Origin of the sequence: Thiomicrolovo immobilis (assembly GCF_039645955.1) — a bacterium.
Taxonomy (GTDB): Bacteria; Campylobacterota; Campylobacteria; order Campylobacterales; family Sulfurimonadaceae; genus Thiomicrolovo; species Thiomicrolovo diazotrophicus.
In genome coordinates, this window is the sequence record NZ_CP147916.1 from 1,628,392 (window position 1) to 1,652,501 (window position 24,110).

Below are 24,110 nucleotides of genomic sequence, written 5' to 3' on the forward strand. Positions count from 1 at the left end.
TGTCAACTATACTTGATACAGTAAGACTAAAGATTCATCAACCCTATCCATCATGCCGCTTTTTTCTGCACGGCATACCACGGTCTGCATGCTTTTATTTTACTATTGTTTGACTATAATAGACGCTCAAAAATTGCGAGACTGGAAAGCAGCAGAAAATGAAAAAGAAAAAGATGATGGCGATGGGCTTTCTCACGGCAACGGCGGCCGTAGCCCTGACCTATTCCACCGCCCTCCTCGCCGACGCACCCACCGAGGGAACACCGACGGTTGAAGCTTCCCGGCTCCAGGCGTTGGCGAAATTCACTAAGGTCCTCAGTATCGTCGAAAAATATTACGTCGACGAGGAGAGCATCGAGACCCTGATGAACAAATCCATCGAGGGAATGATGGGCAAACTCGACGCCCACTCCTCCTACCTGAACCAGAAGGGCTTTAAAGACCTCCAGGTGCAGACCAAGGGCGAGTTCGGCGGCCTGGGGATCACCGTCGGTATCAAAGACGGTGCCCTGACCGTCATCGCGCCGATCGAAGGCACCCCGGCGGACAAGGCCGGTCTGCAGGCGGGCGACATCATTCTCAAGATCGATGACACCCCGACAATCGATATGGACATCGACGAAGCGGTCCATCTTATGCGCGGCAAGCCGAAAACGCCGATTGACATCACCATCGTCCGCAAAGGCGAGACCAAACCCTTCCCGGTCCACATTATCCGCGACGTCATCAAGATCCAGTCCGTCTATGCCAAGACCATCGGCGACGACACCGTCTACCTGCGTGTCACGAGTTTCGACCAAAAAGTCGTCGAGGGTATCTCGAAGGCGATCCGCCAGCATAACGGCGACGCCAAAGGGTTCATTCTCGACCTGCGCAACAACCCCGGCGGTCTGCTTGACCAGGCCGTCGGCCTCGTCGACCTTTTTGTCGATAAAGGGGTCATCGTTTCGCAAAAGGGGCGTGACGAACGCGAAAACACCGAATACAGCGCCCACAAATCCGCAACCCTGACGAAGAAGCCCCTCGTCGTCCTCGTCAACGAGGGGAGCGCATCAGCCTCCGAGATCGTCAGCGGCGCCCTGCAGGACCACAAACGTGCCGTGCTTGTTGGCAAAAAGACCTTCGGGAAAGGCTCCGTCCAGGTCATTCTGCCGATCAGCGATAACGAGGCCATCAAGCTGACGGTCGCGCGCTACTACCTGCCAAGCGGCCGGACGATCCAGGCGATCGGCGTGACCCCTGACGTCCTGGTCGATCGCGGTGTCGTACCGAAGACCGACGACGACGAGTTTTCGATCAAAGAGGCCGACCTGAAGATGCACCTTAAAAGCGAGCTGCAGAAGATCGACGGCAATACCACCAAGAGCGGTGAGGACGAAAAGGTGGACAGCAACATCATCACCGAAAAACAGATCGGCAACGATATTCAGCTCAAAGAGGCTGTTGACATTCTCAAAGCACTTACCATCGTGAAAGGAACACATTAATGGAAAAACGCGAACTGCTGTATGAAGGCAAGGCAAAAAAACTTTTTACGACGGACGATCAGAACCTGCTGATCTCCGAGTTCAAAGATGACCTGACCGCATTCAACGGCGCCAAGAAATCGAGTGAAGCGGGCAAAGGCGCCCTCAATAACAAGATTTCGACGGAACTCTTCAAACTGATCGAATCGAAGGGCGTTCCGACGCACTTCGTTGGTATGCTCGACGACAACCATATGCTGCACAAGCGCGTCGACGTCATTCTGATCGAAGTGATCGTCCGGAATATCGCGACCGGAAGCCTGAGCAAAAACCTCGGGATCGAGGACGGGAAGGTCCTCCCCTTCACCCTCGTCGAATTCGATTATAAAAACGATGAACTCGGAGACCCGAAACTGAACGATCAGCACGCCCTGATCCTCGGTCTCGTCGACTACCAGGACGAGCTTGACAAGATCCGCCGCATGGCCCGCCAGGTCAACGATATCCTCAAACCCTACTTTGCCGAAAAAGGGCTCAACCTCGTCGACTTCAAACTCGAATTCGGCAAGGACAAAGAGGGCAACATCATCCTCGCCGACGAGATCAGCCCGGACAACTGCCGCTTCTGGGATATGGAAACCGGTGAAAAGATGGACAAAGACCGTTTCCGCCAGGGACTCGGCGGACTCAAAGTGGCCTACGAAGAGGTCCTCAACCGTATTTTGGGAGCAAAGTAATGAAAGCAATCGTCAACGTATTTTTGAAGCAGGGTGTCCTGGATTCACAGGGCAAAGCCGTCCATCACGCGCTGGACTCACTCAAATTCGACGGCGTCAACGACGTCCGCGTCGGCAAGCAGATCATCCTTGACCTCTCCGCCGCCGATGAAGCGAGCGCCAAAGCGGAGGTCACCGAAATGTGCGAATCCCTGCTGGCCAATACCGTTATCGAAGATTACGCCATCGAGATCGTCTCATGAAAGTCTCCATCATTCAGTTTCCCGGAACGAACTGCGAGTATGACACGCAGTACGCTTTCGAAAAGCTGGGGGCGGCGACGGAGCTCGTCTGGCATAAAGAGACCAAAATCGCCGACGATACGGACCTCGTCGTCGTCGCGGGCGGGTTCAGCTACGGCGACTACCTGCGCAGCGGCGCTATCGCCCGTTTCAGCCCCGTCATGCAGGCGGTCGAGGCCCACGCCAATCGCGGCGGAAAAGTCCTCGGTATCTGTAACGGCTTCCAGGTCCTGACCGAGTCACGGCTGCTGCCGGGCGCGCTCAAGCGCAACGAGCACCTCCACTTCATCTCCCGCCATCACCACCTCAAAGTCGTCGGGAACGAGAACGCATTCCTGAACAAGCTGGACAAGGGCGATGTCGTGAACATCCCCATCGCTCACCACGACGGGAACTACTATATCGATCCGGACGGTCTCAAGGCGCTTTACGACAATGACCAGGTACTGCTGCACTACTGCGATGCCGAGGGCAGCATCAGCAACCCCAACGGGTCCGTCGACGCCATCGCCGGCGTCTGCAACGCCGCCAAGAACGTATTCGGACTGATGCCGCACCCCGAACGCGCCATGGAAGCTATTCTCGGCTCCGCGGACGGCAAGGCGATGCTTGAAGGGTTCTTCGCTTCATAATGCGTTCACTCCTGCTGCTCCTCTGGCTCGGTACTATTGGCCTCCTGCAGGCCGTCACAATCGTCACCGACCTCCCCGAAACCGTTATGCCCTTTACCATGCAGGCCGAAGAGCCGAATGATGCGGCCGAGGTCGAAAGCGCCGACTTTTCCGTGCAGGAGGATGAGACGCCCGATACCCGCCATCTCTACGCCACGCTTGTCGAGAAACCCGAGCGGCTCTTCAAAGGCGAGATCGTCTCCATCGTCATCCGGACCGTCATCACCACCGACCTTTTCAACGACCTCTCCTACCGTTTCAGCGGCGGCAGCGGCCTCTCACTGCTCAGCGACTCCCCCGAACGGGAGCGGCAGGAGCACACCTACCTGGACCGCTTCTATTTCAAAGTCACCGGAAAGCGCGCCCTGCTGCCCGATATCACCCCGGTCCTGACCCTGGGATACGGCGAAGAGGAGAGCTCCGCTCCCATCCAGGGCGGGGCTATCGAAGCAACGGTGCTCAATCCTCCGAAAAATTTCTGCGGCATCCTGGCGGACCGTTTCGCGATCACCCATGTCAAGACCACCGTCTACGACAAGGGGCACAACATCATCGTGATCTCGGCCGATGCCAACCGCAGCGACCTGAGGGACTTCCACCTCTCCGAGGCCGGAAAGCAGGACTTTGAATCGCTGCAGATCAACCCGCACTTCGCCTCGATGAGCTACTATGCCGTCCTGCCCAAAACCGTCGAAGTCCTCCGTTTCCAGTACTTCAACCTGCAGAACAAACGGTATGAACGCATCAGTATCCCGATCGAGGTCGACGACGATCTCGTCTCGACGACGAGCGATATCAATCCGATCGAGCACGGGCATGTGGCCCAGAAGACGATCATCTTCCTCGTGCTGTTCCTCCTCTTTTTCCTGCTGGCACTCTGGAAACGCTCCTGGACCCTTCTGGCCGTCGGCATCGCGGCTGGGGGCTATGCCGCCTGGCTCAATATCCCGCTGCAGCAGGTCTGTATCAAAGAGGGAGCGCCCATCTACCTGCTGCCGATGCGCAACGCGACGGTCTTCGAGATCACGCCGCAGCGCCACCAGCTCGATGCCGAAGGGCATAGCAAAGGCTATACGAAGATTCGCCTCCAGAACGATCAGATCGGTTGGGTCAAGAATGAAGATACTTGCGCGGATTAACTGGGTTTACAGCACCCTCGTCATCTTTACGGGTCTGCTGCTCAAGATCCTCTTCTATCCCTTCGTCCCCCGTCCCTACGCCTCCAAAATCGCCGCCTGGTTCATCCGGCTTCTGATCTTCGTGCACGTCCGCAAAGTCGGCGAGCCCGACCCCGAGGCGCAGATGTATATCATCAACCATCAAAGCGAACTCGACATCGGCGTGATCGAGAGTACGACGCAACGCGAACTCGCCTGGGTGGCCAAAAAAGAGCTCTTTGAAGTGCCCTTTTTCTCCCTGGCCGTCCGTCTCTCCCGGGAAATCCCCCTGGAGCGCGAGAGCAAAAGCGCCCTCGTTGCCCTCCTCAAGGCGGCCAAGGAGCGCATTGACGATGGGAGAATCGTCTGTATCTTTCCGGAGGGGACGCGTTCGGAAAGCGGCCGGATGCGCCGCTTCAAACCCGGGGCGAAACTGATCGCCGACAAGCTCGGCCTGACGGTACAGCCCGTCGTGCTGATCCACACCGCCCGTTTCTTCAGCACCAAGCGCATGACAGCCGCGCCGGGAATGATCACCGCGATCTATCTGGAAAGTTTCACCGCGGACAAAAGCGATAAAAAGTGGCTTGAAACCGTGCAGCATCAGATGCAAGAAACCTATGACCGCTATGTACAAAAGGAAAACGTATGAGCTTGACCACCCTGCTCGCTATCGGAAGCGGCGGCTTTATCGGTGCCGTGCTGCGCGCCTATCTCAACGGCCTCATCTCCCACCGCGTGCCGCATGACCTCCCCTTCGGCACTCTCGGCGTCAATCTGATCGGCAGTTTCATCATGGGGATTCTCGTCGCCTACTTCATGTACACGACCTATTTTTCCCTGCACGTCAAATCGTTCCTCTCGACGGGGATCCTGGGCGCCCTGACGACCTATTCGACCTTCGCGATCGAGAGCGTCATGCTGCTCAGCGGCGGCCATATCGCGCTGGCTGCCGCCAATATCGGACTGAATGCCCTGGGTACCGTGCTGATGGCCGGCGGGGGATTCAAACTGGCGTCGGCCCTGCTGCGGTGAGCGCAGACCAATATTAATCGAAAGGAAGACTATGCACAGCAACACCGTACGATATATCCGGAACCTCTTCCGAAGCACCGGGGCGGTCCCCCTTCATGCGCCGCGTTTCGTCGGCAACGAGAAGAACTACCTCGGCAGCTGTATCGAAAGTATGGAGGTCTCCTCGGAGGGTGAGTACGTCGAACGTTTTGAGGGAATGGTCAATGAATACTGTGGTTCCCGTTATGCTGTCGCCTTCAACAGTACCGAATCGGCGATGCGCGTCGCCCTCGTCCTGGCGGGAACCGGTCCCGACTGCGAAGTCCTGACCCAGCCGCTTGCGCACGCCATGACGGCCAATACCGTCGACAGCTTCGGCGCCGAACCCATTTTCATCGACGTCGAACGCAAAACGATGGGCATGGACCCCGACCGCCTGCGGGAATTCCTCGCCTACAACGCCGAACTTCGCGAGGGGGGATGCTTCAACCGCCATACGGGACGGCGCATCACCGCCTGCGTCCCGGTCCACACCCTTGGATTCCCTTGCCGCATCGACGACATCCGGACCGTCTGCGACGAGTACGGCATAATGCTGATCGAAGATGCCTCCGAGGCCTTCGGTTCTGCCTACAAAGGGACCATGGCCGGGCGTTTCGGCCGCTGCGGCATCTACGGTTTCGAAGGGCACAAGATCGCTACCTGTGGGGATGGCGGCGTACTCGTCTGTGACAACGAGGCCCTCGCCGAGCAGGCAAGGAGCGTCGGGACGATCCCCTATCTTTCCGACGCCCAGGGCGCGGAACAGGGCCGCTTCAGTAGCCGCATGTCCAACCTTAATGCCGCGGTCGGATGCGCCCAGATGGAACACATCCGTACCATCGTCACCAAGCAGCGCGATCTGACACGCCGCTACCGGGAGTTTTTCGCCGAGTATGAAGAGGATGAAGAACTGCAGCTCTTCCGGATGAAAAAACAGAACGAGCCGAACTGCTGGCTCAATGCCCTGCTCTTTGAAGCGCCCGAAGACCGCGACGCCTTTTTGGAAGCGACCAATGCGGAGGGTGTCGCCGCACGCGCACTCTGGCCGCTGATCAGCGATCTGCCCCGCTTCAGCGAATGCGCCGGGACCGACGCGGACAACGCCCGCTGGCTACAAGAGAGGATCGCCACCCTCCCCAGCGGCGTCCGCTAGGCATCGCCGTAAAACACTTCGATCCGCTCCAGGTACTCCCCCAGATTTTCGAAGCGGTGGTTGCCGCCCGCTTCCACAATGACCTCGTAATCGCCGTAGACGGCTTCGGCCACGGTGTAATCCAGCAGTTCGTCCCCCGTCTGTAGCAAGACCAGCAGCCGCGCATCGGGCAGCCGCATCCTTTCGGCGATCCTTGCCAGCTGCAGCAAGTAGTCGCTTTTCCACTCGAAGGATTCACCGCTGCACCAGAAGGTATTGGTGCCTACATAGGGGGCGAGCGTCCTGAAAGGATGGACGGAGGGGTTGATCAGTACGGCGTCGAGCCCGTACTCACTACTCAGCGCCGTCGCGTAGAATCCCCCAAGCGATGAACCGATCAACAGTGAAACGTCATGCTGCCCGATCAAGCGGCGCAGAAACGCCATGGCTTCGTCCGGTTCGACCGGCAGGTCGGGGGAGAGTACCTCCGCCCCGCCGAAATGTGCCTTGAGGAGTCTTGTTTTCGTCGAGTCGCCGCAGCTGGCAAAACCGTGAAGATAAAGGATCACGGGTGTGACCTCATCCCGCTGCCAGCAGTGCCAGGATCCCTGCGACCTCTTTGGTCGATTTAAAGGCTGTTTCCAGCTCTGCAAATACCTGCCCAGCGTTGTTATTGCCCATATTCATCAAAAGCCCCTTGAGCGCATGGAGCGACTGGGCCACTTTGTCCGCATCCGCGGGGACGGCTTCCGCCAACGATTTCAGCTGCAATAGCTCCTTGCACAGGTCGCGCTCCCCTGCGACAAGCAGCGCATCCACCTGCGCCGTTTCCAGGCCGAAGGCCGTGAAATGGTCTCGGGCATACCCCAAAGTCTCCGTGATCAGCTGCTCCAAATGTTCCTCTCCTTCCGTTTGGTTGGGGACAGGCTACCCCAGGATGAATTAAATCGCGTTAAAGCGCGTGCAACAGCCGCTTTGCATATTATTTTTATTATAATTGCTCACAAAAAAAAAATAATGCGAAAGAGAGTGCTATGCTGAATATCATTATCGCCGATGACCATGAGATCGTCCGCAGCGGACTGATCATGCTGATCGAGCAGCAAGAGGAGATGTCCGTTGCCGCCAACGCCTCCTCTTTCGATGAACTGATGGCATTGCTCGCAAACGGGGAGTACGCCCTCTTGATCCTCGACCTGAACCTCGGCGACAAAAACGGCATGGAATCGATCGAAAGCGTCAGCGTACGCCATCCGACTCTGCCGATCCTGGTGCTCAGCGCCTACCCCGAAGACCCCTATGCGCTTCAGGCCTTCCGGGCCGGCGCTTCGGGCTACCTCAACAAGGCCGTCATCGGCGCCGAACTGATACGGGCCATCGCGACCGTGGCCAAAGGCAAAAAGTACATCAGCCCCACTCTGGAAGAGACCATGCCCTACGGCACCGATCTGGACAAGCAAGAGACGGCGATGACCGCCGCGCTTTCCAAACGCGAGCTGGAAGTGCTCTCCCTGATCGCCCGGGGCCTCTCCTACAAGGAGATCGCCGCGGAACTGGGTGTCAGCCCCAAAACCGTCTCCACCTACCGGACCCGCATCCTGGAGAAGCTGAACCTCTCCAGTACGACGGAGCTGCTCCGTTTTGCCTTCGAGCACGACATCGCCGTCTATTGAGCGCCGGGCCCGTTTCGGTCCAGCACGGCCCGGATCTGGTTCGGCAGGTAGTATTTGAACTGCTTCGGAAAAATAAAAAAGTCGATTTCTCCCTTACGTTCTTCGAGCTCCTGCCAGCTGCCGATGTCGAATGTCATCGCCACAACCCCCATCGTCGGGATCTTCGAAACATGCTCGTCGGTCAGCATATTCGCAAAAGCGGTCAGCTGCGGGTTGTGCCCGATGACAAAGATCGTGTCGGCATCGTCTTCTTGCAGCATCACCGTTTCCAGGATCGTCTCCGGGGGTGTCAGGTAGAGTTCGCTCAGGTAGAGCAGCGGTCCGTCGAAGCCCACCTTGACGGCCAGCTTGTCCGCGCTCTCCTGGGCCCGCAGCGCACTGCTTGAGAGGATAATATCCGGGACAATCCCCCGCAGCAGCAGGTACGATCCGATCGTGTTGATATCCCGGTATCCCCTGTCGGTCAATCCGCGTTCAAAATCGCTCGCGCCCGGTTCTTCCCAGTCCGATTTCGCATGATGAATCAAATATAACGTTTTGATGGTATCGTCCTTTTGATGCGGGGGACGCTTTTAGATGCGCCCCAGCTCCTGAGACATGGTCTTGGCGGCTTTGTCCATAATCATCTTCGCCAGAGCGACATTCCCGTCGTCGCGGAAAATGGCGAAGACGTTGATCTTCGCGAAGTTGTCCTGGCCGAATTCTCCGGCGCTGTTGATGAGGAAGACGTGGCCGTCGTGGGTCTTCGCCTCGATGGAGGAGGCTTCGCTGAAGCCGACGTCCAGAGAGGACTCGGTCACCATCCGGAAGGCGTCATTGAAGATGCTGGCCGAATAGGGAATGTCTGTCCCCGTATGATCGTTATCGATATAGAGGGTTTCACCGGAATAGTTCAAAACGGCGGACCCGAGGTAGCCGTTCACCGCACGGAGTCTTTGCATGGATTTGTCAAAATCGATCATTGTCTATCCTTTTTCTCTTATTTGTTCAGCGACTGCATGAAGTCGTTGAATGTATCCGCACTCTGGCCGTTTTCCGCGAGAAAATCCATCAGCGCTTTCTCGGAAGCCTCAACCCCTTCGCTCTTTTCGATCTCGAGGAGCTTCGCATAGAGCGGGAGGATGACATCACGGGCCTTCTGCGTCATCCGGCGGCGTGTCGAGACGTAGTTTCTGAAAGAGCCGTCCGGGTTCTTGGCCATACGAATCTGGGCGAGCACCAGGTAGTACCCTCCGTCTTTGCAGAGGTTCTTGACGAAGGCATAGACCTCCTTGCCGGCTTTGATGTTCTCCCACAGGTACTTGAAGATCACCTTGGGCATGTCGGGGTGGCGCAGGATGGAGTGCGGCTGGTCCAGCAGATCTCCTTGCGTGTACCCGGAAACTTTCATAAAAATCGGATTGGTATAGGTGATGTTCCCGTCGGCATCGGCTTTCGAGACGATCATATCCACGTCGGTCACTTCATGTTCAACGTCAGTAGGTGTCGGTCTTTCCATTGTCTGGCTCCCATATTAATTTTCACGGAGCAATCTTAACGGAAAGGCACGGTCAGGATATGTAGGGAATATCCTACACTTGAGCAGGGGAGTATTTTTGCCGGTGCGAAGGGTCCCGGCAGGGAGTCAGGAGTATTGCCGCAGCACCGCTTCGAGCGTTTTCTCCTCCAGCGGTTTGGTCAGATAGCCGTTCATGCCGCTCTCCAGGAACTTTTCGCGGTCGCCCTCCATCGCATTCGCTGTCAACGCAATAATGGGAACGCTGCTGCCGAGTTCCTCCCGAATGCGTCGTGTCGCATCGAGTCCGTTCATGACCGGCATGTTGACATCCATCAGGATCAGATCGAAGGCAGCGGCTTCCAACTTCTCGAGGACCTCCCGGCCGTTTTCGACAAAGACCGCATCGATGCCGTAATTGGAGAGGAGCAGCTGGACCAGCAGCCGGTTCATCTCCAGGTCTTCGGCGACCAGCACTTTCATATCGCTGTTGATCGCCGCTTCGTCGGTTTCCTCTTCGGGCGGGGCCTCTTCCGTCGGTGCCGCGGCCGTCATAGCAGTATCATAAGGCGTCAGCAGAAGGTCGAAGTAGAACACCGTTCCTTTCCCCTCTTTGCTGTAAAGCTTGAGTTCGCCCCCCATGGCCTCAACCAGCGAAGCGCTGATGGAAAGCCCCAGACCGGTGCCGCCGAACTCCCGCGTCGTCGATTCGTTCGCCTGCGTAAAGGCGCTGAAGATACGGTCCTGCTTCTCCTTCTGGATGCCGATCCCGTTGTCTTCGATGACGAAACGCACCCACTGGCCGTCGCGGGGATGGGTTTCAAGGACCTCGGTGCGCAGCTTGACTTCGCCGGACGAAGGGGTGAACTTGATGGCGTTGGAGAGAAGGTTGATGATGATCTGTTTCAGACGGGTCGGATCCCCCAGGACGATCTCGTGCATGGCCGGATCGAAATGGCTGGAGTAGTTCAACCGCTTCTTGCGGGCGGCGGGCTGCATCAGCGAAAAGGCGATGCTGAGCTCCGAATAGAGGTCGACCGGGATGCTCTCCAGGACCATGTGGTGACTCTGTATTTTTGAAAAATCGAGCACGTCGTTGATGATATCGAGCAGGGTTGCGGAGGAGCGTTCGATGATCTCCAGGTACTCCAGCTGCTGTGGGTTCAGTCCGCTCTTCTTCAGCATGCCGGTAAAGCCGAGGATCCCGTTCATCGGCGTGCGGATCTCATGGGACATGTTCGCCAGGAAGGTTGCCTGGGCCTCTTCCGCTGTCTCCGCCTGCACGCGCGCTTCCTCGAGTTCTGTGACGTCGTTGAACGAGCAGAAGATGTACTGATCATTTTCAAAGGTCACCTGCCGTGCCCGGGCGGAAAAGGTGCGGACGACTCCCTCTTTGTCCTCCATCAGGACCTTGTGGATCCGGTTCGGTTCATCCAGGAGCTTCTGGTACCACGGGTGCGCAACGCCTCCGGCGCTGAGAAAACCCTCTTTGGGAATAAAGAGCGAATTGATGCAGCGCTTGGAGTGCTGAAGGTCCTCGAGATCTTTGAAGGGAAAGATCCTGAAAAAAGCCTGGTTTACCTTCTCCGCTATCCCGTTGCGGATAATGAGAATGATGCTCTCATCGTTGTTGAGCAGTTTCTGCGTAAAAGTATGCTCGCGCTTGTAGGCCAGCTGTGTTTCGATCAGGTCGGTAATGTCTTCGCGGATCGCGAAGAACTCTACAATCCTGTTCTTCTCGTCATGCAAGGGAATAATGGAACTTTTGACGTAGTAGTCGCTTCCGTCTTTCCGGCGGTTTGCGAAACTGCCGTGCCAGATCTGCCCCGAGGTAATCGTCTGCCACATCTCTTCAAAGAGCGAATCGGGGGTCTTCGGGCTGCGGACGATGTTATGCGACTGCCCGATCAGTTCGCTGCGCGAATAGCCGCTGATCCGTTCAAAGTTCGGGTTAACGTAGGTGATGATGCCGCTGGGGTCCGTCTTGGAAACGATCAGGACGTCGTTGATGCCGTCAATATGCTCTTTGAGCCGCCTTTCGGCCTTGGCCAGCGACCGCGACTGCTCCTCCAGGGCCTTCGTATTGTAGTCGATCAGATGGAACACCCCCTCTTCGCTGGCATTGACGGCCCGCTGCCGTTTCCGCCCGCCAAGGGGAGTGCTGAAACGTTTGCTCTCCGTCCCGACTTCGCGCAGGAAAAGAATCGTCGACGTAATATTGAGCAGCTCCGCCCCAGACGCGGAGGTATAAAACTCACCGTAGGTAAAAAAGCCGCTCGAAGGGGCGAAGGTATCGATCTTGTCCAGTGCGACTTCAAGCTGCTTGCCGAGGAACTGCTTTCGTGCCGAGCAAGAGTAGATGAAGGCGGCCTGCAGCGCCTGCTCTTCGCGAAGGATGGCGTCCCCGGGGATGTAGCTGTTGACAAGATCGGCACTGCCGATGCCGAACTGCACGCGCTCCCCCTCTTTCAGATTGCCGGCAAAGAGAACGCTCCCGTCCTCGAACGCCCCGATCATGGAACGTGCGACCGGAATGCCGCCGCTGCGCTTGATCAGGGGGAACCCGATCGCCGACGCGGGGAGCTCCCGGACGATGGCTTCCCCGAGCACCTCCCGGTAGAGCTCGCTCGTTGTCTTGCCGTCAATGGTATAGACCCGGTTTTTGTGGGCCCGGGTGATCGTCATCTCTTTGCCGACGGGGCGCCACCCGAGGTTGAAATCCTGAAAGACCTCCAGTGTCTCCCCGGTGAGCGCCACGCCGACGGCCCCGCCCTCAAAAACCTTGTCCTGATGGATGGTAAAGGTACTCTCAAACCGGAACAGATCGCCGGCCATACCGCCGGCAATCGGAATATTGTCGCAGTTGGCGGCACGCAGGGCTTCGAGGAAATCGCTGCTGTGGCGGATCCCGTCGGCGAAACAGATGATACAGCGCGCATCCTCCCGGCAGAGCGCTTCCCCCATCCGCTTTCCAAGCGCATACGACGCCGTATCGACCTCCGAAACGGACCGGATGCCGCTTTTCTCAAACACGGAGATCCCCAGTACCGTCTGCGCTTCCGTCATCATGCCGCCGACGATCTCCCCCGCGCTGGAGGCACCGATCAGCGTGGCATCGGGCAGCAGGGAAAGCACCTCTGACGCAATCGCAGCTACAGCCTCCCGCTCCTGCAGGGAAGAGAACATCTGAACCAGTACCGTCTTTTTATCGAAAACGACACCCGTCTCCGCCAAGGCTTTTTCGAGCCCCTTTTTGTCACTGTAAATATGGTTGAACTGTATCATCTATCGTGCTGTTTCTCAATGTGTCTTTTTATGTTTTGTCTCAATTGTATCACGAAGTGTAGGCATTTTCCTACAGTTTTTCCTCTACCCTTTCAACTATAATCCGTCTCAAAGTTTCAGGACGGGTGCGCCCGTTCGCGCAGATAAGAGGGGATACCGATGCAAAAATTCAACAGCAGCGAACTCAAGGCGATGCTCCAGGATACGACGCGCAAGATCGATGCCGCCGGGGACAATCGGCAGATCAACGCGGCAGCCGAAACCCTTGTCACGACGCTCCTGGATTCCGAGTTCGCTTCGCTCTGGGTCTTTGACGAGATGGAAGCCTCCCTCAAACGCGCCCGCGAAGCGGACCAGGTGTGCGAGATCTCCATGCTCGACCAGCGCGGCGTGCTGGCCAAAAGCTTCCTCACCCTCACCGGAGGGATCTACAACTATCTCGCCAGCGAAAAAGAGTACTGTCCGGAAACGGACAACCCCGATGAGATCAGGATGAAATCCAAAATCATCCTGCCGCTGATCGACAACGAACGGCTGCTGGGCATCGTCACGGCCTACTCTTCGGTCCGCCACAAACAGAACTTTGACGAAAATGACATGGAGATGCTTGAAGCGATCGCCCCTTTTCTCCTCAACGTCATCTATCGTATGTTCCCGGAAAAACAGACGGAAGAAGCGCCCGAAATCTATCTCAGCGACCGTCTGAAAGAGAGCTCCAACGCGATCAGCCGGCAGATCGAGGCGAACGAACAGGCCCAGCCGGCACCGGCCACTTCCGACGAAACCCTCATGTTCCTGGCCAACACGGTACACGACATCCGGACCCCGGCCAATGCACTGTTCGGCTTCCTGGAACTGCTCGAAGGTCAGGTCGACAATGGCCGGCTGCTGCAGTACGTCCGCAATGCCAAGGAGAGCGCCCGCTTCATCAACGAACTGACCACCTCCATCCTCGACCGTGTTTCGACACAGCGCGAACGGACGCTCTCCAAGCCGCTGCGGATCACGCCGGCGAAGTTCTTCGCCGATATCGCCAATATCTTCTCGGCGAATATGTCGGACAAGGCCCTCGCCTACCTTGTCTATATCGACCCGGCGCTGCCCAAGGAGATCACCGTCGATGCCGCCAAGCTCAAGCGGGTCATTATCAACCTGATCGGGAACGCCTACAAATTCACCCCGACCGGGCGCTCCGTGGAGCTTGCCGTCGTGTATGAACCGGACGGGGGCACCATAAAGATCGCGGTAACCGATACGGGCATTGGGATCGCCGAGGAGAACCAGCAGGCGATCTTTAGAGCCTTTGAGCAGGCAACGGATGAGACGGCCGCAACATTCGGCGGCACCGGACTCGGACTCGCCATCAGCGCCCAGTACGTCCACGATCTCGGCGGAAAACTGGAACTGGAAAGCGAAGTGGACAAAGGGAGTTGCTTCTTTTTCACCCTTCCGCTGCAGACCGCCAATACGGCGCCCAGCTTTGCTCCGGTCAACAACCCGGGCTGCAAGATCGCTATTCTCATGGACGAAACCAACCTGCCGACGAGTAAGAACATCATGCGCTACCTGCTGCGCATGGGCCTGCCGAAATCCAGTATTATCGCGATCCGCTCCGTCGTCCAGGCCCCTTCCGACGCCACGCACCTCATCGCTTTCCAAAGCAGCTACAACGAGCAGGTGCACGCGTACTCCAAAGAGAAGAACCTCCCTCTGACAGTGATGGAAGAGCGTTTCCTCTCCATGGCGAAAACGCAAACAATCCCGGGGGTGGATGTCGTCTCCCAGTACGGCTATTATGCCAGTACGCTCCACGCCATGCTTTCAAGCCGCAGCCTTCCCAAAGTCCTTGTCGCCGATGACGACCGCATCAACATCGAACTGATCAAGGCGATTCTCGAAGAGGAGTTCTGCGAGATTGAAACGGCCCAGGACGGGCAAAGCGCTATCGACCTGCTCGCCAGAGGCATCCTCGACGACCAGCCCTATTCCCTGCTTCTTCTCGACAACCATATGCCGAAGATTTCGGGCAACGACGTCGTCCGGGAGCTGCGGGCCATCGAAAAACAGCACAGCCTTCCGCCCGCTTACGTCGTCTCCATTTCGGGGGACCCCAAGGCGGCCGCATCGGACAATCCCCACTTCGACGCCTATGTCGGAAAGCCCTTCAACAAAAAAGAGATCAAACGGATGCTCAAAGCGGCATTGACCCCCAGGGACTAACCGGTCCGAACATCGCGGCGTCTCGTCAACGCACCGGTACGGCCATGCCAGGGAGATGAAGGTTCGTTTCTATAACTGGAGCAGTCGGCGGATATTCTCTTTGTACGTCGCCGGCAGAATCGGTTTTTTGAAAAAGACATCAAAAAAGGTGTGGTCCGGCTCGAACTTCTGGGGGTAGATCGTCAGGGCGGCAATACGTGTCTGCGCGTTTTTTTCCTGTGCCGCCTTCGCGATCTCTATTCCCGATCCGTCGGGCAGGTTCATATCCACCACCATGGCATCATAGTCGTTCTGCGCGATCTTTGAAAGCGCTTCGCGGACGGAGTTCGCCGAATCGATCAGGATTTTCTGACTCACCTCTTTGGAGAGGGCATCAATGACTTTCGATTCGAATTCGACGATAAAACCGATGTCATCCACGATCAAAATACGTTTGCTCATTGTGCATGCCTTGTAGTTTTTGAGGCATTGTAGCTAAGCGGCCGCTTCTTTTCTGTAGGTATTTTCGTACAAGAGGGAGGGCGCCGGGCGGCGCGAGCCCCCTCAGCCGATTTCGACGATCTCGTCGGCGCACCAGTTGGCCAGATCGATCTCGTGGGTGATCAGGAGCATTCCAACCTCGCCCAGGTGGCGCAGCAGCAGCTGCATCACGTCGAGCTGGATGACGTTGTCCAGGGCGGACGTCGGCTCGTCAAGCAGCAGCAGCTTCGGTTTCATCAGCAGCGCGCGCAGAATGGAAGCGCGCTGCAGCTGGCCCCCGGAGAGTTCGTGGGGGAGCTTGTGCAAAAGCGCCTCGTCCAGCCCCATATCGTCCAGGTAGCGCGCCATCCCCGCCGTATCCGCCACGTCCCTGATCTGGTTGAGCACCGTGTAGGTGGGGTGGAAAGAGCTGTAGGGGTCCTGGAAGACCATGGAGGCCGGCAGGGCCTCGATCGTGCCGGAGCGGGGGCGGAGGTTGCCGAGAATGAGTTCGAAAAGGGTGCTCTTGCCCGCCCCGCTGGGCCCGACGATCGCTTTGATCTCTCCCGCTGCGAGCGTCAGGGAAAAGTCGTCATAGAGTGCCCGCTCATGCGTATAGCCGAAGGAGAGCCCCTCAACCCGTAAAACCTGCATCAGCGTATCTGGCCGCTGCCGTAGATCTTGAACTTGTAGGTCGTCAGCCCCTCGATCCCCATCGGACCGCGTGCGTGCAGCTTGTTCGTGGAGATGCCGACCTCGGCACCGAAGCCGAAGGCCCCCCCGTCGGTGAAGCGGGTCGAGGCGTTGACGTAGACCGCCGCCGCGTCGACGGCGTTGAGGAAATACTCCGCCGTCGTGTAACTCTCCGTAATGATCGCCTCGGAGTGGCCCGAACCGAACCGGACGATGTGCGCTACGGCCCCGTCGACACCGTCGACTGTGCGGATGTTGAGAATGTTCGCCAGGTACTCCGTATCGAAATCCGCCTCCGTCGCTTCGGCGACGTCAATGATCGCGCGGGTGTCGCCGCACCCTTTGAGCTCCGTATGCGCCGCGTCAAATGCCTCTTTGAGCTTCGGCAGCGCTTCGGCCGCAATGGCTCTGTCGACGAGGAGGGTCTCCATCGCGTTGCAGACGCCGGGACGGTCCACTTTGGCGTTGACAGCGATCTTCACCGCCTTCTCCATATCGGCGTCTTTGTCGATGTAGGTGTGGCACTGCCCCTTGTCGTGCTTGACGACCGGCACGGTCGCGTTCTCGCTGACGTAGCGGATAAGCCCCTCGCCGCCCCGGGGGACGATCAGGTCGACGTACTTGTCCATCTTGATCAGCTTCGCCACCCCTTCGCGCGATGCATCCGGCAGCAGGGAAATAAGCGCCTCAGGCAGATCGTTGCGTTTCAGCACCGCGCGCAGCACCTTGGCGATGGCGGCGTTGGAGTGCTCCGCCTCCTTGCCCCCTTTGAGCACGCAGACGTTGTTACTTTTGAAACAGAGTGCCGCCGTGTCGGAGGTGACGTTTGGGCGCGATTCGTAGATGATGCCGATGACGCCGATGGGGATGCTCACCTTTTCGATCTTGAGCCCGTCATCGGTGACCCAGCCGTCGATCACCCGGCCGACGGGGTCTTTGAGCGCCGCGATCTCCTCGACGGCCGTCGCCATGGCATCGATGCGCTTCTCGTCGAGCAGCAGGCGGTCTTTGAGGGCGCTGCTCAGGCTGTTCTCCTCCGCCGCTTTCATATCCAGCGCGTTGGCTTCGATGATGTCCATCGTCGCGGAACGCATCGCCCCCGCCATCTCCCGCAGCAGGCGGTTTTTCTCCGCGCCGCTGAGCAGCATCAGCTCCCGGCTCGCCGCTTTCGCTTCTTCCAAAAATGCATTCATATTGTCTCGCTTTCCCCTCTATTTTGCGGCCATTATACCAAAGCACGGCTGTACGGCGCGCTTCGGCCGCGATTACGCTACCATTCTTCCGTCAATCTTCCCCGGAGCAACCCCGCGTGAAACACTACATCGCCCTGTTGAAAAACGAACCGCTGCTGCGGCGCATCTCCTCGATCCAGCTCATCGCCTATTTCGGGGCCTGGTTCAGCAACGTCGCCATCTTTACCCTGCTGCTGAAGCTCGGTGCCTCCCCCCTCGTTGTCGCCACCGTCGCGGCGCTGCATTTTCTGCCCGGGGTCCTGCAGGCCCCCTTCTCCGGCGCGCTGATCGACAAGATCGCCCCGAAGCGGCTGATGCTGGCACTGCTGCTTGTCGAGATCGTCACAACCCTGCCGCTGGTGCTGGTCGATGACGCGGCGCAGCTCTGGCTGCTCTTCGTGCTGGTCTTTGTGCGCATGGGGGCCTCCAGTTTCTATTTTACGCTGGAGATGGCATTGCTGCCGCGCTTTTTAAAGGCGTCGGCGCTCAAACACGCCAACGAGATCCATTCGATCATCTGGTCCGTCTCCTATACCGTCGGGATGGCGCTGAGCGGTATCGCCGTCTACTACCTCGGCGTCAAGACCGCCTTCCTCGCCGACGCCGCCCTCTTCGCCGTCGCGTTTGCGCTGCTCCTGCCCGCCGTTTTCCCCCCGCACAAAACGCGCGATACGGATCGCTATCTGGCGCTGCTCTCGCAGAGCGTCGGCTACCTGAAGCGCAACCCCCTGACCCTGCACCTGATCTTCCTGCACGCCTTCGTCGGCTTTACCGCCTTTGACGGCCTGGTCCCGCTCGCCGCGGAGGCCTACTACCTTCCGGCGATCGCCGCACCGCTGGCCATCGGGCTTACCCACGCGTTCCGGGCCCTGGGGCTGGTCGGCGGTCCGCTGCTGCTGGGGCGCTGGATCAGCATCAAAAGGCTGCCCCTGCTTCTGCTGCTACAGGCCGCTGCCATCTTCCTCTGGGCGGCCTTGCTACCCCATTTCTATCTCTCGCTGGCAGCCTCTATCCTTGTGGGCCTCAGTACGACCGTCATCTGGTCCTTTACCTATACCCTGCTGCAGCGCAACACCGACGAAGCCTACTACGGACGTGTCATCGCCTATAACGACATGATCTTCCTGCTGACGGTCTCTGCCGTCTCGTTCCTGATCGGCGTCCTGGTGGAGTGGGGGATGGGACTGCAGAGCGTCATGGCGCTGCTCGGAGTCGCTTTTATTGTTTCGGCGCTCTATTTCGGCTGGATTGCCCGCCGTTTCGCGCTGGAAGAACCGGGAGTGTAAACAGGGCTCCCGCGCTGATCACGGAAGCCATAGTGTCATGGAGAAAAAAGGAGGAGTACTGAAGCGGAGCCCGAAGACCCCGGGTTTTATTCGATCTCGGCGTCGATAACGTCGTCGTCGGCTTTCTTGGCGCCTTCGGAGGCCGCGGCACCGCCCTGCTCCTGCTTGTACATCTGCTCGGCCAGTTTATGGCTTGCTTCCGTCAGCGTTTTGAGCTTCTCTTCGATCTGCTCTTTGGTCGCGTTTTCGTCCTTGAGCGTCTCTTTGAGGGCGGCAATCGCGCTCTCGATGTTGGCTTTGTCGCCGGCGTCGATGTTCTCGCCCGCCTCTTTCATCGCTTTTTCCGTCTGGGCGATCATCGCGTCCGCCTGGTTGCGCAGGTCGACAAGCTCTTTGCGCTTCTCGTCTTCGGCTTTATGCGACTCGGCGTCCTGGACCATCTTGTTGATCTCCTCTTCGGAAAGTCCTGACGAACCGGTGATCTTGATCTCCTGGCGTTTGCCCGTACCTTTGTCGGCCGCGGAGACCGTCAGGATACCGTTGGCGTCGATATCGAAGGTGACTTCGATCTGCGGAACGCCGCGCGGTGCCGCCGGGATCTCGGTCAGTTCGAACATCCCGAGAGACTTGTTGTCCTTGGCGAACTCACGCTCACCCTGGACGACGTGGATGGAGACCGCCGGCTGGTTGTCTTCGGCCGTGGAGAAGACCTGGGATTTCTTGACCGGGATCGTCGTGCCTTTCTCGATGACCTTGGTCGCGACGCCACCGAGGGTCTCGATACCGAGGCTAAGCGGTGTAACGTCAAGCAGCAGGACGTCTTTGACGTCACCGCGCAGGACCCCGCCCTGGATCGCCGCACCGAGGGCGACGACTTCGTCCGGGTTGACCGATTTGTTCAGCTCTTTGCCGCCGAAGTACTCGGAGACCTTCTGCTGTGCCAGCGGGACACGGATGGAACCGCCGACCATGATGACCTCTTTGATCTCACCTTTGTCGAGGTCCGCATCTTTGAGCGCGACGTTGATGTGCGTCATCGTCTCTTTGATCAGATCGTCGATCATCCCTTCGAACTTCGCACGGGTCAGTTTGACGACGAGGTGTTTCGGTCCCGTCGCGTCCGCCGTGATGAACGGCAGGTTGATCTCCGTCTCCGAAGCGGAAGAGAGCTCTTTCTTCGCCGCTTCCGCCGCATCTTTGAGGCGCTGAAGCGCCATCTTGTCCGCTTTGAGGTCGATGCCGTTCTCGGACTTGAACTCGCCGGCGAGGAAATCGACGATACGGTTGTCGAAGTCGTCGCCGCCAAGGAAGGCGTTACCGTCAGTGGAGAGAACCTCGAAAGTCCCTTCCGCGATCTCGAGGGTCGTGACGTCGAACGTACCGCCGCCGAGGTCGTAGACGAGAACGTTCTCTTCGCCTTTTTTGTCCAAACCGTATGCCAGTGCGGAGGCCGTCGGTTCGTTGATGATACGCAGGACGTTCAGGCCCGCGATCGTTCCCGCTTCCTTCGTCGCTTTACGCTGGGCGTCGTTGAAGTAGGCCGGAACCGTAATGACCGCGTCGGTCACAGGCGTACCGAGATACGCTTCCGCATCCTCTTTCAGTTTGGTCAGGATCTTCGCGGAGATCTCCTGCGGCGTATAGACTTTGCCGGCGACGTCAACCGCTGCCATACCGTTCTTGTCGACGATCTTGTAGGTGACTTTGTCGTGCGCCTCTTTGGCCTTCTCTTCGTTCATCATGAGACCCATGATACGCTTGACGGAGTAGATCGTCTTCTCCGGGTTTGTGATCGCCTGGCGTTTTGCCGGGTCACCGACGAGGACTTCGCCCTTGTCCGTAAAGGCAACGACGGAAGGCGTCGTGTTCTTACCCTCTTTGTTCGGGATGATTTTCGCTTCGCCGCCTTCAAAGACCGCTACCGCGGAGTTGGTTGTACCAAGGTCAATACCGATTACTTTACTCATGTGTCGTTCCTCTCTTTATAATTAGTTTGCAATCACGACCATTGCGTCGCGCAATGTCCGCTCTTTATATTTGTACCCTTTCTGGAAGGTACTGACGATTTCCCCGCTCTCGTGCTCCGGGCTGTCCACCTGCTGTACCGCGTGGTGTACGTTCGGATCGAAGGGTTCCTCTTCGCCTACTGCCGTAATGCCGTGTTTTTCCAGGGCGCTGAGGAACTGCTTCATCGTCAGTTCAACGCCCTCTTTCACCTTGGCCAGAAGCTCGGCGGCTTCCATCCCTTCGGCATCGGCGGCCTTGACGGCCATCTCCAGCGAGTCGACAACCGGGATCAGGTCCTTCGCGAACTTCTCCTGGGCGTATTCAAGTGCCTGGTACTTTTCGCGCTCCAGACGCTTTTTAATATTGTCAAAGTCCGCGTGGACCCTTGTATACTTATCTTTGAGCTGATCCAGTTCCATTTGGACACGTTCAAGGTCCGAACCGACCTCTTCCGCCTCTTCTGAAACCATCTCCTCAATCATTTCTTCATCATTGGGCAAAGTTTCTTCATTATTAGGCTTGTTTTCTTCCTGAGACATAGCGACTGTCAGACTCCTTTCAGTTGAAATCTGACCAAATTATACTACATGAGTCTATCTATGTCAAGTACTGATTGTAATATTAAGATCAATATAGTTGAGTCAATATGACTAAAGTAAAATCCTTCCCCACTATTGACACCCTTCAGAGCCCTGCAGCAGGGGAAATGGTACAATTCCATCCTAAAAAGATCCCGCTTTTAAAGGCCGTTTACATGAGTATTTTTGCTTTGCAATCGCCGGCGGGAGGTTTTCTGGATGAGGATCTGAAGCACTTCAACAAAGAGTTCGACGACTGGTGCGTCCAGTTTGAAAGCTACGAGGATGCGGAGCTCATTGCCCAAACGTTTGACCGCAGGACAAGCGTCGACATCGTCGAAATCACGCCGTTGAGCTACCCCAAGTACTTCTTTCACACTCTCCAGGGTACCATCCATGCGACACGGCAGGTCGGCAACACGATCGTCTGTATCGTCGAACCGTTCATGGGTTCCAACTACCGTCTGGCCATTTGCGACCTGAAAACGAAAACCGTCCGCCTCACCCCGACGCGCTACAAGAGCGCATTAAGCGTCGAGGGCGCTTTCTCCACCTACACCGAATAGCCGACCGTCGACTGGCAAATGTATGCAGCGCTATAATAGCTTTAGACCTTTGGATGAAAAGAACCAATATGAAACGCATCACCCTGACGCTCATCGCCCTGCTTTCGCTTATCGCCATCGTGCTCATACTCCCCTTTACCCCGCCGGGCAACCGGATCATTGCCGGTATCGTGCAGCAAAAACTCAATGAAACCCTGCCCCTGTCCGCCGATGTTCAAACTTTCGACCTCGGTTTCCGCCGTTTCAGCATCGTCATCCTACTGGGGAACGCCGGCCGTATCGAGGCGGACGGGGAGTATTCGCTCTTCGACCGATCACTCGCTGCCCGCTACCGCGCCGACCTGGCGGACCTTGCGTCGCTGAGCGCGCAGAACATGCAGGGGAGCCTGCAGACCGAAGGAACGGTCAAAGGCAACCTGCCGCTGCTTGAGATTGACGGGCACACCGATGCCGCCGGGAGTGACACCGCCTACCACCTGACCCTGACTGATTTCAACCCGGGGGCCCTCACCGCGACGATCCGCCATGCCCGACTGGAGCAGCTGCTGGCCCTCGCCGGCCGGGCACCGCTGGCCTCCGGGAGCATCGATGCGGAGATCCTCCTGCACTCCATAGACCCCGCCGCACTCGACGGGACGGTCGATGCCGTCCTGGCGCAGGGGACACTTGACCGTGCGCTGATCAGCAGCACCTACGGCCTCAACCTGCCCGATGCGGCCCTGAACGCTTCTCTGCAGGCACGGCTGAAAACGGACACCGTCACCTACAATGTCAAAACCGACTCCGCCCTGGGGCACCTCACTTCTGACGGAACACTAACGCCGCAAAACGGAGGGATGGACATCCGCTACGCTTTTTCGATCAAAGAACTCGCACTCCTGCAGGGGCTGACGGGACAGACACTCCACGGACCCATCGCACTTGCGGGGCAGCTCAAAGGCGACCGGGAGCATCTCGACGCCACGGCTTCGGGGGAGCTCGCCGGGGGCAAAGGCGCTCTAACAGCCGTCCTCAAAGCCTACGCTCCTGTTTCCGCCGACGTCACCGTCCAGCACCTCCGTCTGGCACGGCTGCTGAATATGCTCGGTTATCCCCGTATTGCCGATGCCGACGTCTCCGGGCATGCGGTGCTGCCAAGCCTGGACCCGGAGGCGCTCAAAGGAACAATTGACGTAAATATGGCAAAAGGGAGCGCGAAAACCGATGCCCTCTCCAAGCTGCTCGGGCGCCCCTTCCCCGCAAGTACCTTCACGCTCAAAACCCAGAGCCGCCTCAACGGGGAGAGCGTCGCTGCGGCAGCAGATTTCGTCTCCGACCTCTTCACCCTGCGCTCCGACACGCTGCGGTACAACGTCAAACAAAGCCGCATGACGGCGGAGTACACGGCAGACATCCCCGACCTGAGCAGGCTCTCCGCCCTGGCCGAACGCCCGCTGCGCGGAAGCGCAAAGATCTCGGGCGATCTCACCTACGATGATGCCCTGCTGCTTCATGCGAACAGCAGCCTCTTGAAGGGGGCGATCGCCGCAACGCTGAAGGGGCAGGCGCTTCATGCGGATTTCAAACAGATCAGTACGAAAGCGGCGCTGCACATGCTCGTCCAGCCCGAAACCTTCGATGCCCGTTTCGACGGAGCGCTCGACTACCGGCTTGACAATAAACAGGGTGAACTCAAAGGCAAGCTGACCGAAGGAGCCTTCTCCCGCAACAACGTCTTCGATCTGCTGCGCCAATACACCAGTGTCGATCTCTATAAAGAGCGCTTCGACGGCACGACCCTCGCCCGCCTCGACGATACAATGATCGATGCGGATGTGCAGCTGCGTTCCGACCGCGCCTCCCTGCAGACCAAACACGCGAAGATCGATACCGCGAAGGAAACCGTCCGGGCCGACATCAAACTCGAAGCCTCCGGTGCCGTTATCCCTTTCCGGCTCAGGGGGAAAATGTCCCGCCCCGGCGTCACCGTCGACGCGGGGAAACTCATCGAACAAGAGGCCGGTAAACAGGTTCAGCAACTATTTGATTCTCTTTTCAAGTAAACCGCTCTTTTTTCCCTGCTATGGGGACTTTTATGCTATGATAGGGACTCTTAACATCCAATCACAGCATAAAA

At 57.8% G+C, this 24,110-nt stretch carries 23 protein-coding genes and 1 pseudogene; 13 read left to right on the plus strand and 11 right to left on the minus strand.

From position 1 onward, the window contains the following. Positions 1 to 158 precede the first annotated feature (158 nt). The 8 genes from WCX72_RS08460 to WCX72_RS08495 are packed head-to-tail and all read left to right on the plus strand — an operon-like array spanning position 159 to position 6,521. Positions 159 to 1,487 carry a S41 family peptidase gene (locus WCX72_RS08460; protein WP_345969377.1) on the plus strand — a complete coding sequence of 443 codons (1,329 nt, stop codon included), beginning with the start codon at positions 159 to 161 and terminating at the stop codon, positions 1,485 to 1,487. Beyond that, positions 1,487 to 2,203: a phosphoribosylaminoimidazolesuccinocarboxamide synthase gene (purC, locus tag WCX72_RS08465; protein ID WP_345969378.1), complete on the plus strand. Its 717-nt coding sequence runs from the start codon at positions 1,487 to 1,489 to the stop codon at positions 2,201 to 2,203. Before WCX72_RS08460 ends, purC begins: the two co-directional genes overlap by 1 nt. Continuing rightward, positions 2,203 to 2,445 (plus strand): phosphoribosylformylglycinamidine synthase subunit PurS, encoded by a 243-nt coding sequence (gene purS, locus WCX72_RS08470; RefSeq protein WP_345969379.1) that lies wholly within the window; start codon positions 2,203 to 2,205, stop codon positions 2,443 to 2,445. The genes purC and purS overlap by 1 nt, the downstream gene beginning before the upstream one ends. Further along, complete coding sequence (purQ, locus tag WCX72_RS08475) at positions 2,442 to 3,116, plus strand: phosphoribosylformylglycinamidine synthase subunit PurQ (RefSeq protein WP_345969380.1); 675 nt, start codon at positions 2,442 to 2,444, stop codon at positions 3,114 to 3,116. The genes purS and purQ overlap by 4 nt, the downstream gene beginning before the upstream one ends. Next, positions 3,116 to 4,294, plus strand: coding sequence for a hypothetical protein (locus WCX72_RS08480; protein ID WP_345969381.1), 1,179 nt, complete (start codon positions 3,116 to 3,118; stop codon positions 4,292 to 4,294). Before purQ ends, WCX72_RS08480 begins: the two co-directional genes overlap by 1 nt. Beyond that, complete coding sequence (locus WCX72_RS08485; protein WP_345969382.1) at positions 4,272 to 4,964, plus strand: lysophospholipid acyltransferase family protein; 693 nt, start codon at positions 4,272 to 4,274, stop codon at positions 4,962 to 4,964. The genes WCX72_RS08480 and WCX72_RS08485 overlap by 23 nt, the downstream gene beginning before the upstream one ends. After that, complete coding sequence (gene crcB / locus WCX72_RS08490; protein WP_345969383.1) at positions 4,961 to 5,347, plus strand: fluoride efflux transporter CrcB; 387 nt, start codon at positions 4,961 to 4,963, stop codon at positions 5,345 to 5,347. Before WCX72_RS08485 ends, crcB begins: the two co-directional genes overlap by 4 nt. A 31-nt stretch (positions 5,348 to 5,378) precedes the next feature. Continuing rightward, positions 5,379 to 6,521 carry a DegT/DnrJ/EryC1/StrS aminotransferase family protein gene (locus tag WCX72_RS08495; RefSeq protein WP_345969384.1) on the plus strand — a complete coding sequence of 381 codons (1,143 nt, stop codon included), beginning with the start codon at positions 5,379 to 5,381 and terminating at the stop codon, positions 6,519 to 6,521. On the opposite strand, the gene WCX72_RS08500 is transcribed toward WCX72_RS08495, so the two are convergent. Together WCX72_RS08500 and WCX72_RS08505 are read right to left on the minus strand one after the other, a co-directional pair. Then, on the minus strand, positions 6,518 to 7,069 hold the full coding sequence (locus WCX72_RS08500) for a YqiA/YcfP family alpha/beta fold hydrolase (RefSeq protein WP_345969385.1): 552 nt from the start codon (positions 7,067 to 7,069) through the stop codon (positions 6,518 to 6,520). The two genes, WCX72_RS08495 and WCX72_RS08500, sit on opposite strands and share 4 nt — an antisense overlap. Before the next feature lie 10 nt (positions 7,070 to 7,079). Continuing rightward, positions 7,080 to 7,394: a hypothetical protein gene (locus WCX72_RS08505; RefSeq protein WP_345969386.1), complete on the minus strand. Its 315-nt coding sequence runs from the start codon at positions 7,392 to 7,394 to the stop codon at positions 7,080 to 7,082. 140 nt (positions 7,395 to 7,534) lie between these two features. On the opposite strand from WCX72_RS08505, the gene WCX72_RS08510 reads away from it, so the two are divergent. Continuing rightward, positions 7,535 to 8,173 (plus strand): response regulator transcription factor, encoded by a 639-nt coding sequence (locus tag WCX72_RS08510; protein ID WP_345969387.1) that lies wholly within the window; start codon positions 7,535 to 7,537, stop codon positions 8,171 to 8,173. Here the strand turns inward: WCX72_RS08510 and WCX72_RS08515 are convergent. The 4 genes from WCX72_RS08515 to WCX72_RS08530 form a co-directional block, all read right to left on the minus strand. Continuing rightward, positions 8,167 to 8,700 (minus strand): histidine phosphatase, encoded by a 534-nt coding sequence (locus WCX72_RS08515; protein WP_345969388.1) that lies wholly within the window; start codon positions 8,698 to 8,700, stop codon positions 8,167 to 8,169. The genes WCX72_RS08510 and WCX72_RS08515 overlap by 7 nt on opposite strands. A gap of 45 nt (positions 8,701 to 8,745) precedes the next feature. Next, positions 8,746 to 9,135, minus strand: coding sequence for a hypothetical protein (locus WCX72_RS08520; RefSeq protein ID WP_345969389.1), 390 nt, complete (start codon positions 9,133 to 9,135; stop codon positions 8,746 to 8,748). A gap of 17 nt (positions 9,136 to 9,152) precedes the next feature. Further along, entirely contained in the window at positions 9,153 to 9,671 is a 519-nt protein-coding gene (locus tag WCX72_RS08525) for a PAS domain-containing protein (RefSeq protein WP_345969390.1), read from the minus strand. Positions 9,672 to 9,797: 126 nt separating this feature from the next. After that, positions 9,798 to 12,953 (minus strand): FIST N-terminal domain-containing protein, encoded by a 3,156-nt coding sequence (locus WCX72_RS08530; RefSeq protein WP_345969391.1) that lies wholly within the window; start codon positions 12,951 to 12,953, stop codon positions 9,798 to 9,800. A gap of 159 nt (positions 12,954 to 13,112) precedes the next feature. Here WCX72_RS08530 and WCX72_RS08535 point away from each other — a divergent pair, with 159 nt between their 5' ends. Further along, entirely contained in the window at positions 13,113 to 15,173 is a 2,061-nt protein-coding gene (locus WCX72_RS08535) for an ATP-binding protein (RefSeq protein WP_345969392.1), read from the plus strand. A 69-nt stretch (positions 15,174 to 15,242) separates the two neighbouring features. On the opposite strand, the gene WCX72_RS08540 is transcribed toward WCX72_RS08535, so the two are convergent. The 3 genes and pseudogenes from WCX72_RS08540 to WCX72_RS08550 all read right to left on the minus strand — a co-directional run. Further along, positions 15,243 to 15,614, minus strand: coding sequence for a response regulator (locus tag WCX72_RS08540; RefSeq protein ID WP_345969393.1), 372 nt, complete (start codon positions 15,612 to 15,614; stop codon positions 15,243 to 15,245). A 102-nt stretch (positions 15,615 to 15,716) separates the two neighbouring features. Continuing rightward, a complete protein-coding gene (locus WCX72_RS08545; protein WP_345969394.1) occupies positions 15,717 to 16,286 on the minus strand; it encodes an ATP-binding cassette domain-containing protein in 570 nt (189 codons plus the stop codon). Beyond that, positions 16,286 to 17,521 (minus strand): annotated as a pseudogene (locus WCX72_RS08550) (glutamate-5-semialdehyde dehydrogenase); the annotation flags it as partial. The gene WCX72_RS08545 and the pseudogene WCX72_RS08550, both read right to left, overlap by 1 nt. 113 nt (positions 17,522 to 17,634) lie before the next feature. Here WCX72_RS08550 and WCX72_RS08555 point away from each other — a divergent pair. Next, a complete protein-coding gene (locus WCX72_RS08555) occupies positions 17,635 to 18,843 on the plus strand; it encodes an MFS transporter (protein ID WP_345969395.1) in 1,209 nt (402 codons plus the stop codon). A gap of 86 nt (positions 18,844 to 18,929) precedes the next feature. Here the strand turns inward: WCX72_RS08555 and dnaK are convergent, their stop codons facing one another. Together dnaK and grpE are read right to left on the minus strand one after the other, a co-directional pair. After that, positions 18,930 to 20,810 carry a molecular chaperone DnaK gene (gene dnaK / locus WCX72_RS08560; protein WP_345969396.1) on the minus strand — a complete coding sequence of 627 codons (1,881 nt, stop codon included), beginning with the start codon at positions 20,808 to 20,810 and terminating at the stop codon, positions 18,930 to 18,932. 21 nt (positions 20,811 to 20,831) lie between these two features. Beyond that, positions 20,832 to 21,389, minus strand: a complete 558-nt coding sequence (gene grpE, locus WCX72_RS08565; RefSeq protein ID WP_345969397.1) for a nucleotide exchange factor GrpE — start codon at positions 21,387 to 21,389, stop codon at positions 20,832 to 20,834. A 215-nt stretch (positions 21,390 to 21,604) separates the two neighbouring features. Between grpE and WCX72_RS08570 the strand changes: the two genes are divergently transcribed. Together WCX72_RS08570 and WCX72_RS08575 are read left to right on the plus strand one after the other, a co-directional pair. Further along, a complete protein-coding gene (locus WCX72_RS08570; protein ID WP_345969398.1) occupies positions 21,605 to 21,994 on the plus strand; it encodes a hypothetical protein in 390 nt (129 codons plus the stop codon). A gap of 68 nt (positions 21,995 to 22,062) precedes the next feature. Further along, a complete protein-coding gene (locus tag WCX72_RS08575; protein ID WP_345969399.1) occupies positions 22,063 to 24,036 on the plus strand; it encodes a hypothetical protein in 1,974 nt (657 codons plus the stop codon). Positions 24,037 to 24,110 lie beyond the last annotated feature (74 nt).

Coding starts and splice junctions, on each gene's coding strand:
- WCX72_RS08460 (WP_345969377.1), top strand. CDS start 159: ATGAAAAAGAAAAAGATGATGGCGATGGGCTTTCTCACGGCAACGGCG.
- purC (WP_345969378.1), top strand. CDS start 1,487: ATGGAAAAACGCGAACTGCTGTATGAAGGCAAGGCAAAAAAACTTTTT.
- purS (WP_345969379.1), top strand. CDS start 2,203: ATGAAAGCAATCGTCAACGTATTTTTGAAGCAGGGTGTCCTGGATTCA.
- purQ (WP_345969380.1), top strand. CDS start 2,442: ATGAAAGTCTCCATCATTCAGTTTCCCGGAACGAACTGCGAGTATGAC.
- WCX72_RS08480 (WP_345969381.1), top strand. CDS start 3,116: ATGCGTTCACTCCTGCTGCTCCTCTGGCTCGGTACTATTGGCCTCCTG.
- WCX72_RS08485 (WP_345969382.1), top strand. CDS start 4,272: ATGAAGATACTTGCGCGGATTAACTGGGTTTACAGCACCCTCGTCATC.
- crcB (WP_345969383.1), top strand. CDS start 4,961: ATGAGCTTGACCACCCTGCTCGCTATCGGAAGCGGCGGCTTTATCGGT.
- WCX72_RS08495 (WP_345969384.1), top strand. CDS start 5,379: ATGCACAGCAACACCGTACGATATATCCGGAACCTCTTCCGAAGCACC.
- WCX72_RS08510 (WP_345969387.1), top strand. CDS start 7,535: ATGCTGAATATCATTATCGCCGATGACCATGAGATCGTCCGCAGCGGA.
- WCX72_RS08520 (WP_345969389.1), bottom strand. CDS start 9,135: ATGATCGATTTTGACAAATCCATGCAAAGACTCCGTGCGGTGAACGGC.
- WCX72_RS08525 (WP_345969390.1), bottom strand. CDS start 9,671: ATGGAAAGACCGACACCTACTGACGTTGAACATGAAGTGACCGACGTG.
- WCX72_RS08530 (WP_345969391.1), bottom strand. CDS start 12,953: ATGATACAGTTCAACCATATTTACAGTGACAAAAAGGGGCTCGAAAAA.
- WCX72_RS08535 (WP_345969392.1), top strand. CDS start 13,113: ATGCAAAAATTCAACAGCAGCGAACTCAAGGCGATGCTCCAGGATACG.
- WCX72_RS08540 (WP_345969393.1), bottom strand. CDS start 15,614: ATGAGCAAACGTATTTTGATCGTGGATGACATCGGTTTTATCGTCGAA.
- WCX72_RS08545 (WP_345969394.1), bottom strand. CDS start 16,286: ATGCAGGTTTTACGGGTTGAGGGGCTCTCCTTCGGCTATACGCATGAG.
- dnaK (WP_345969396.1), bottom strand. CDS start 20,810: ATGAGTAAAGTAATCGGTATTGACCTTGGTACAACCAACTCCGCGGTA.
- grpE (WP_345969397.1), bottom strand. CDS start 21,389: ATGTCTCAGGAAGAAAACAAGCCTAATAATGAAGAAACTTTGCCCAAT.
- WCX72_RS08570 (WP_345969398.1), top strand. CDS start 21,605: ATGAGTATTTTTGCTTTGCAATCGCCGGCGGGAGGTTTTCTGGATGAG.
- WCX72_RS08575 (WP_345969399.1), top strand. CDS start 22,063: ATGAAACGCATCACCCTGACGCTCATCGCCCTGCTTTCGCTTATCGCC.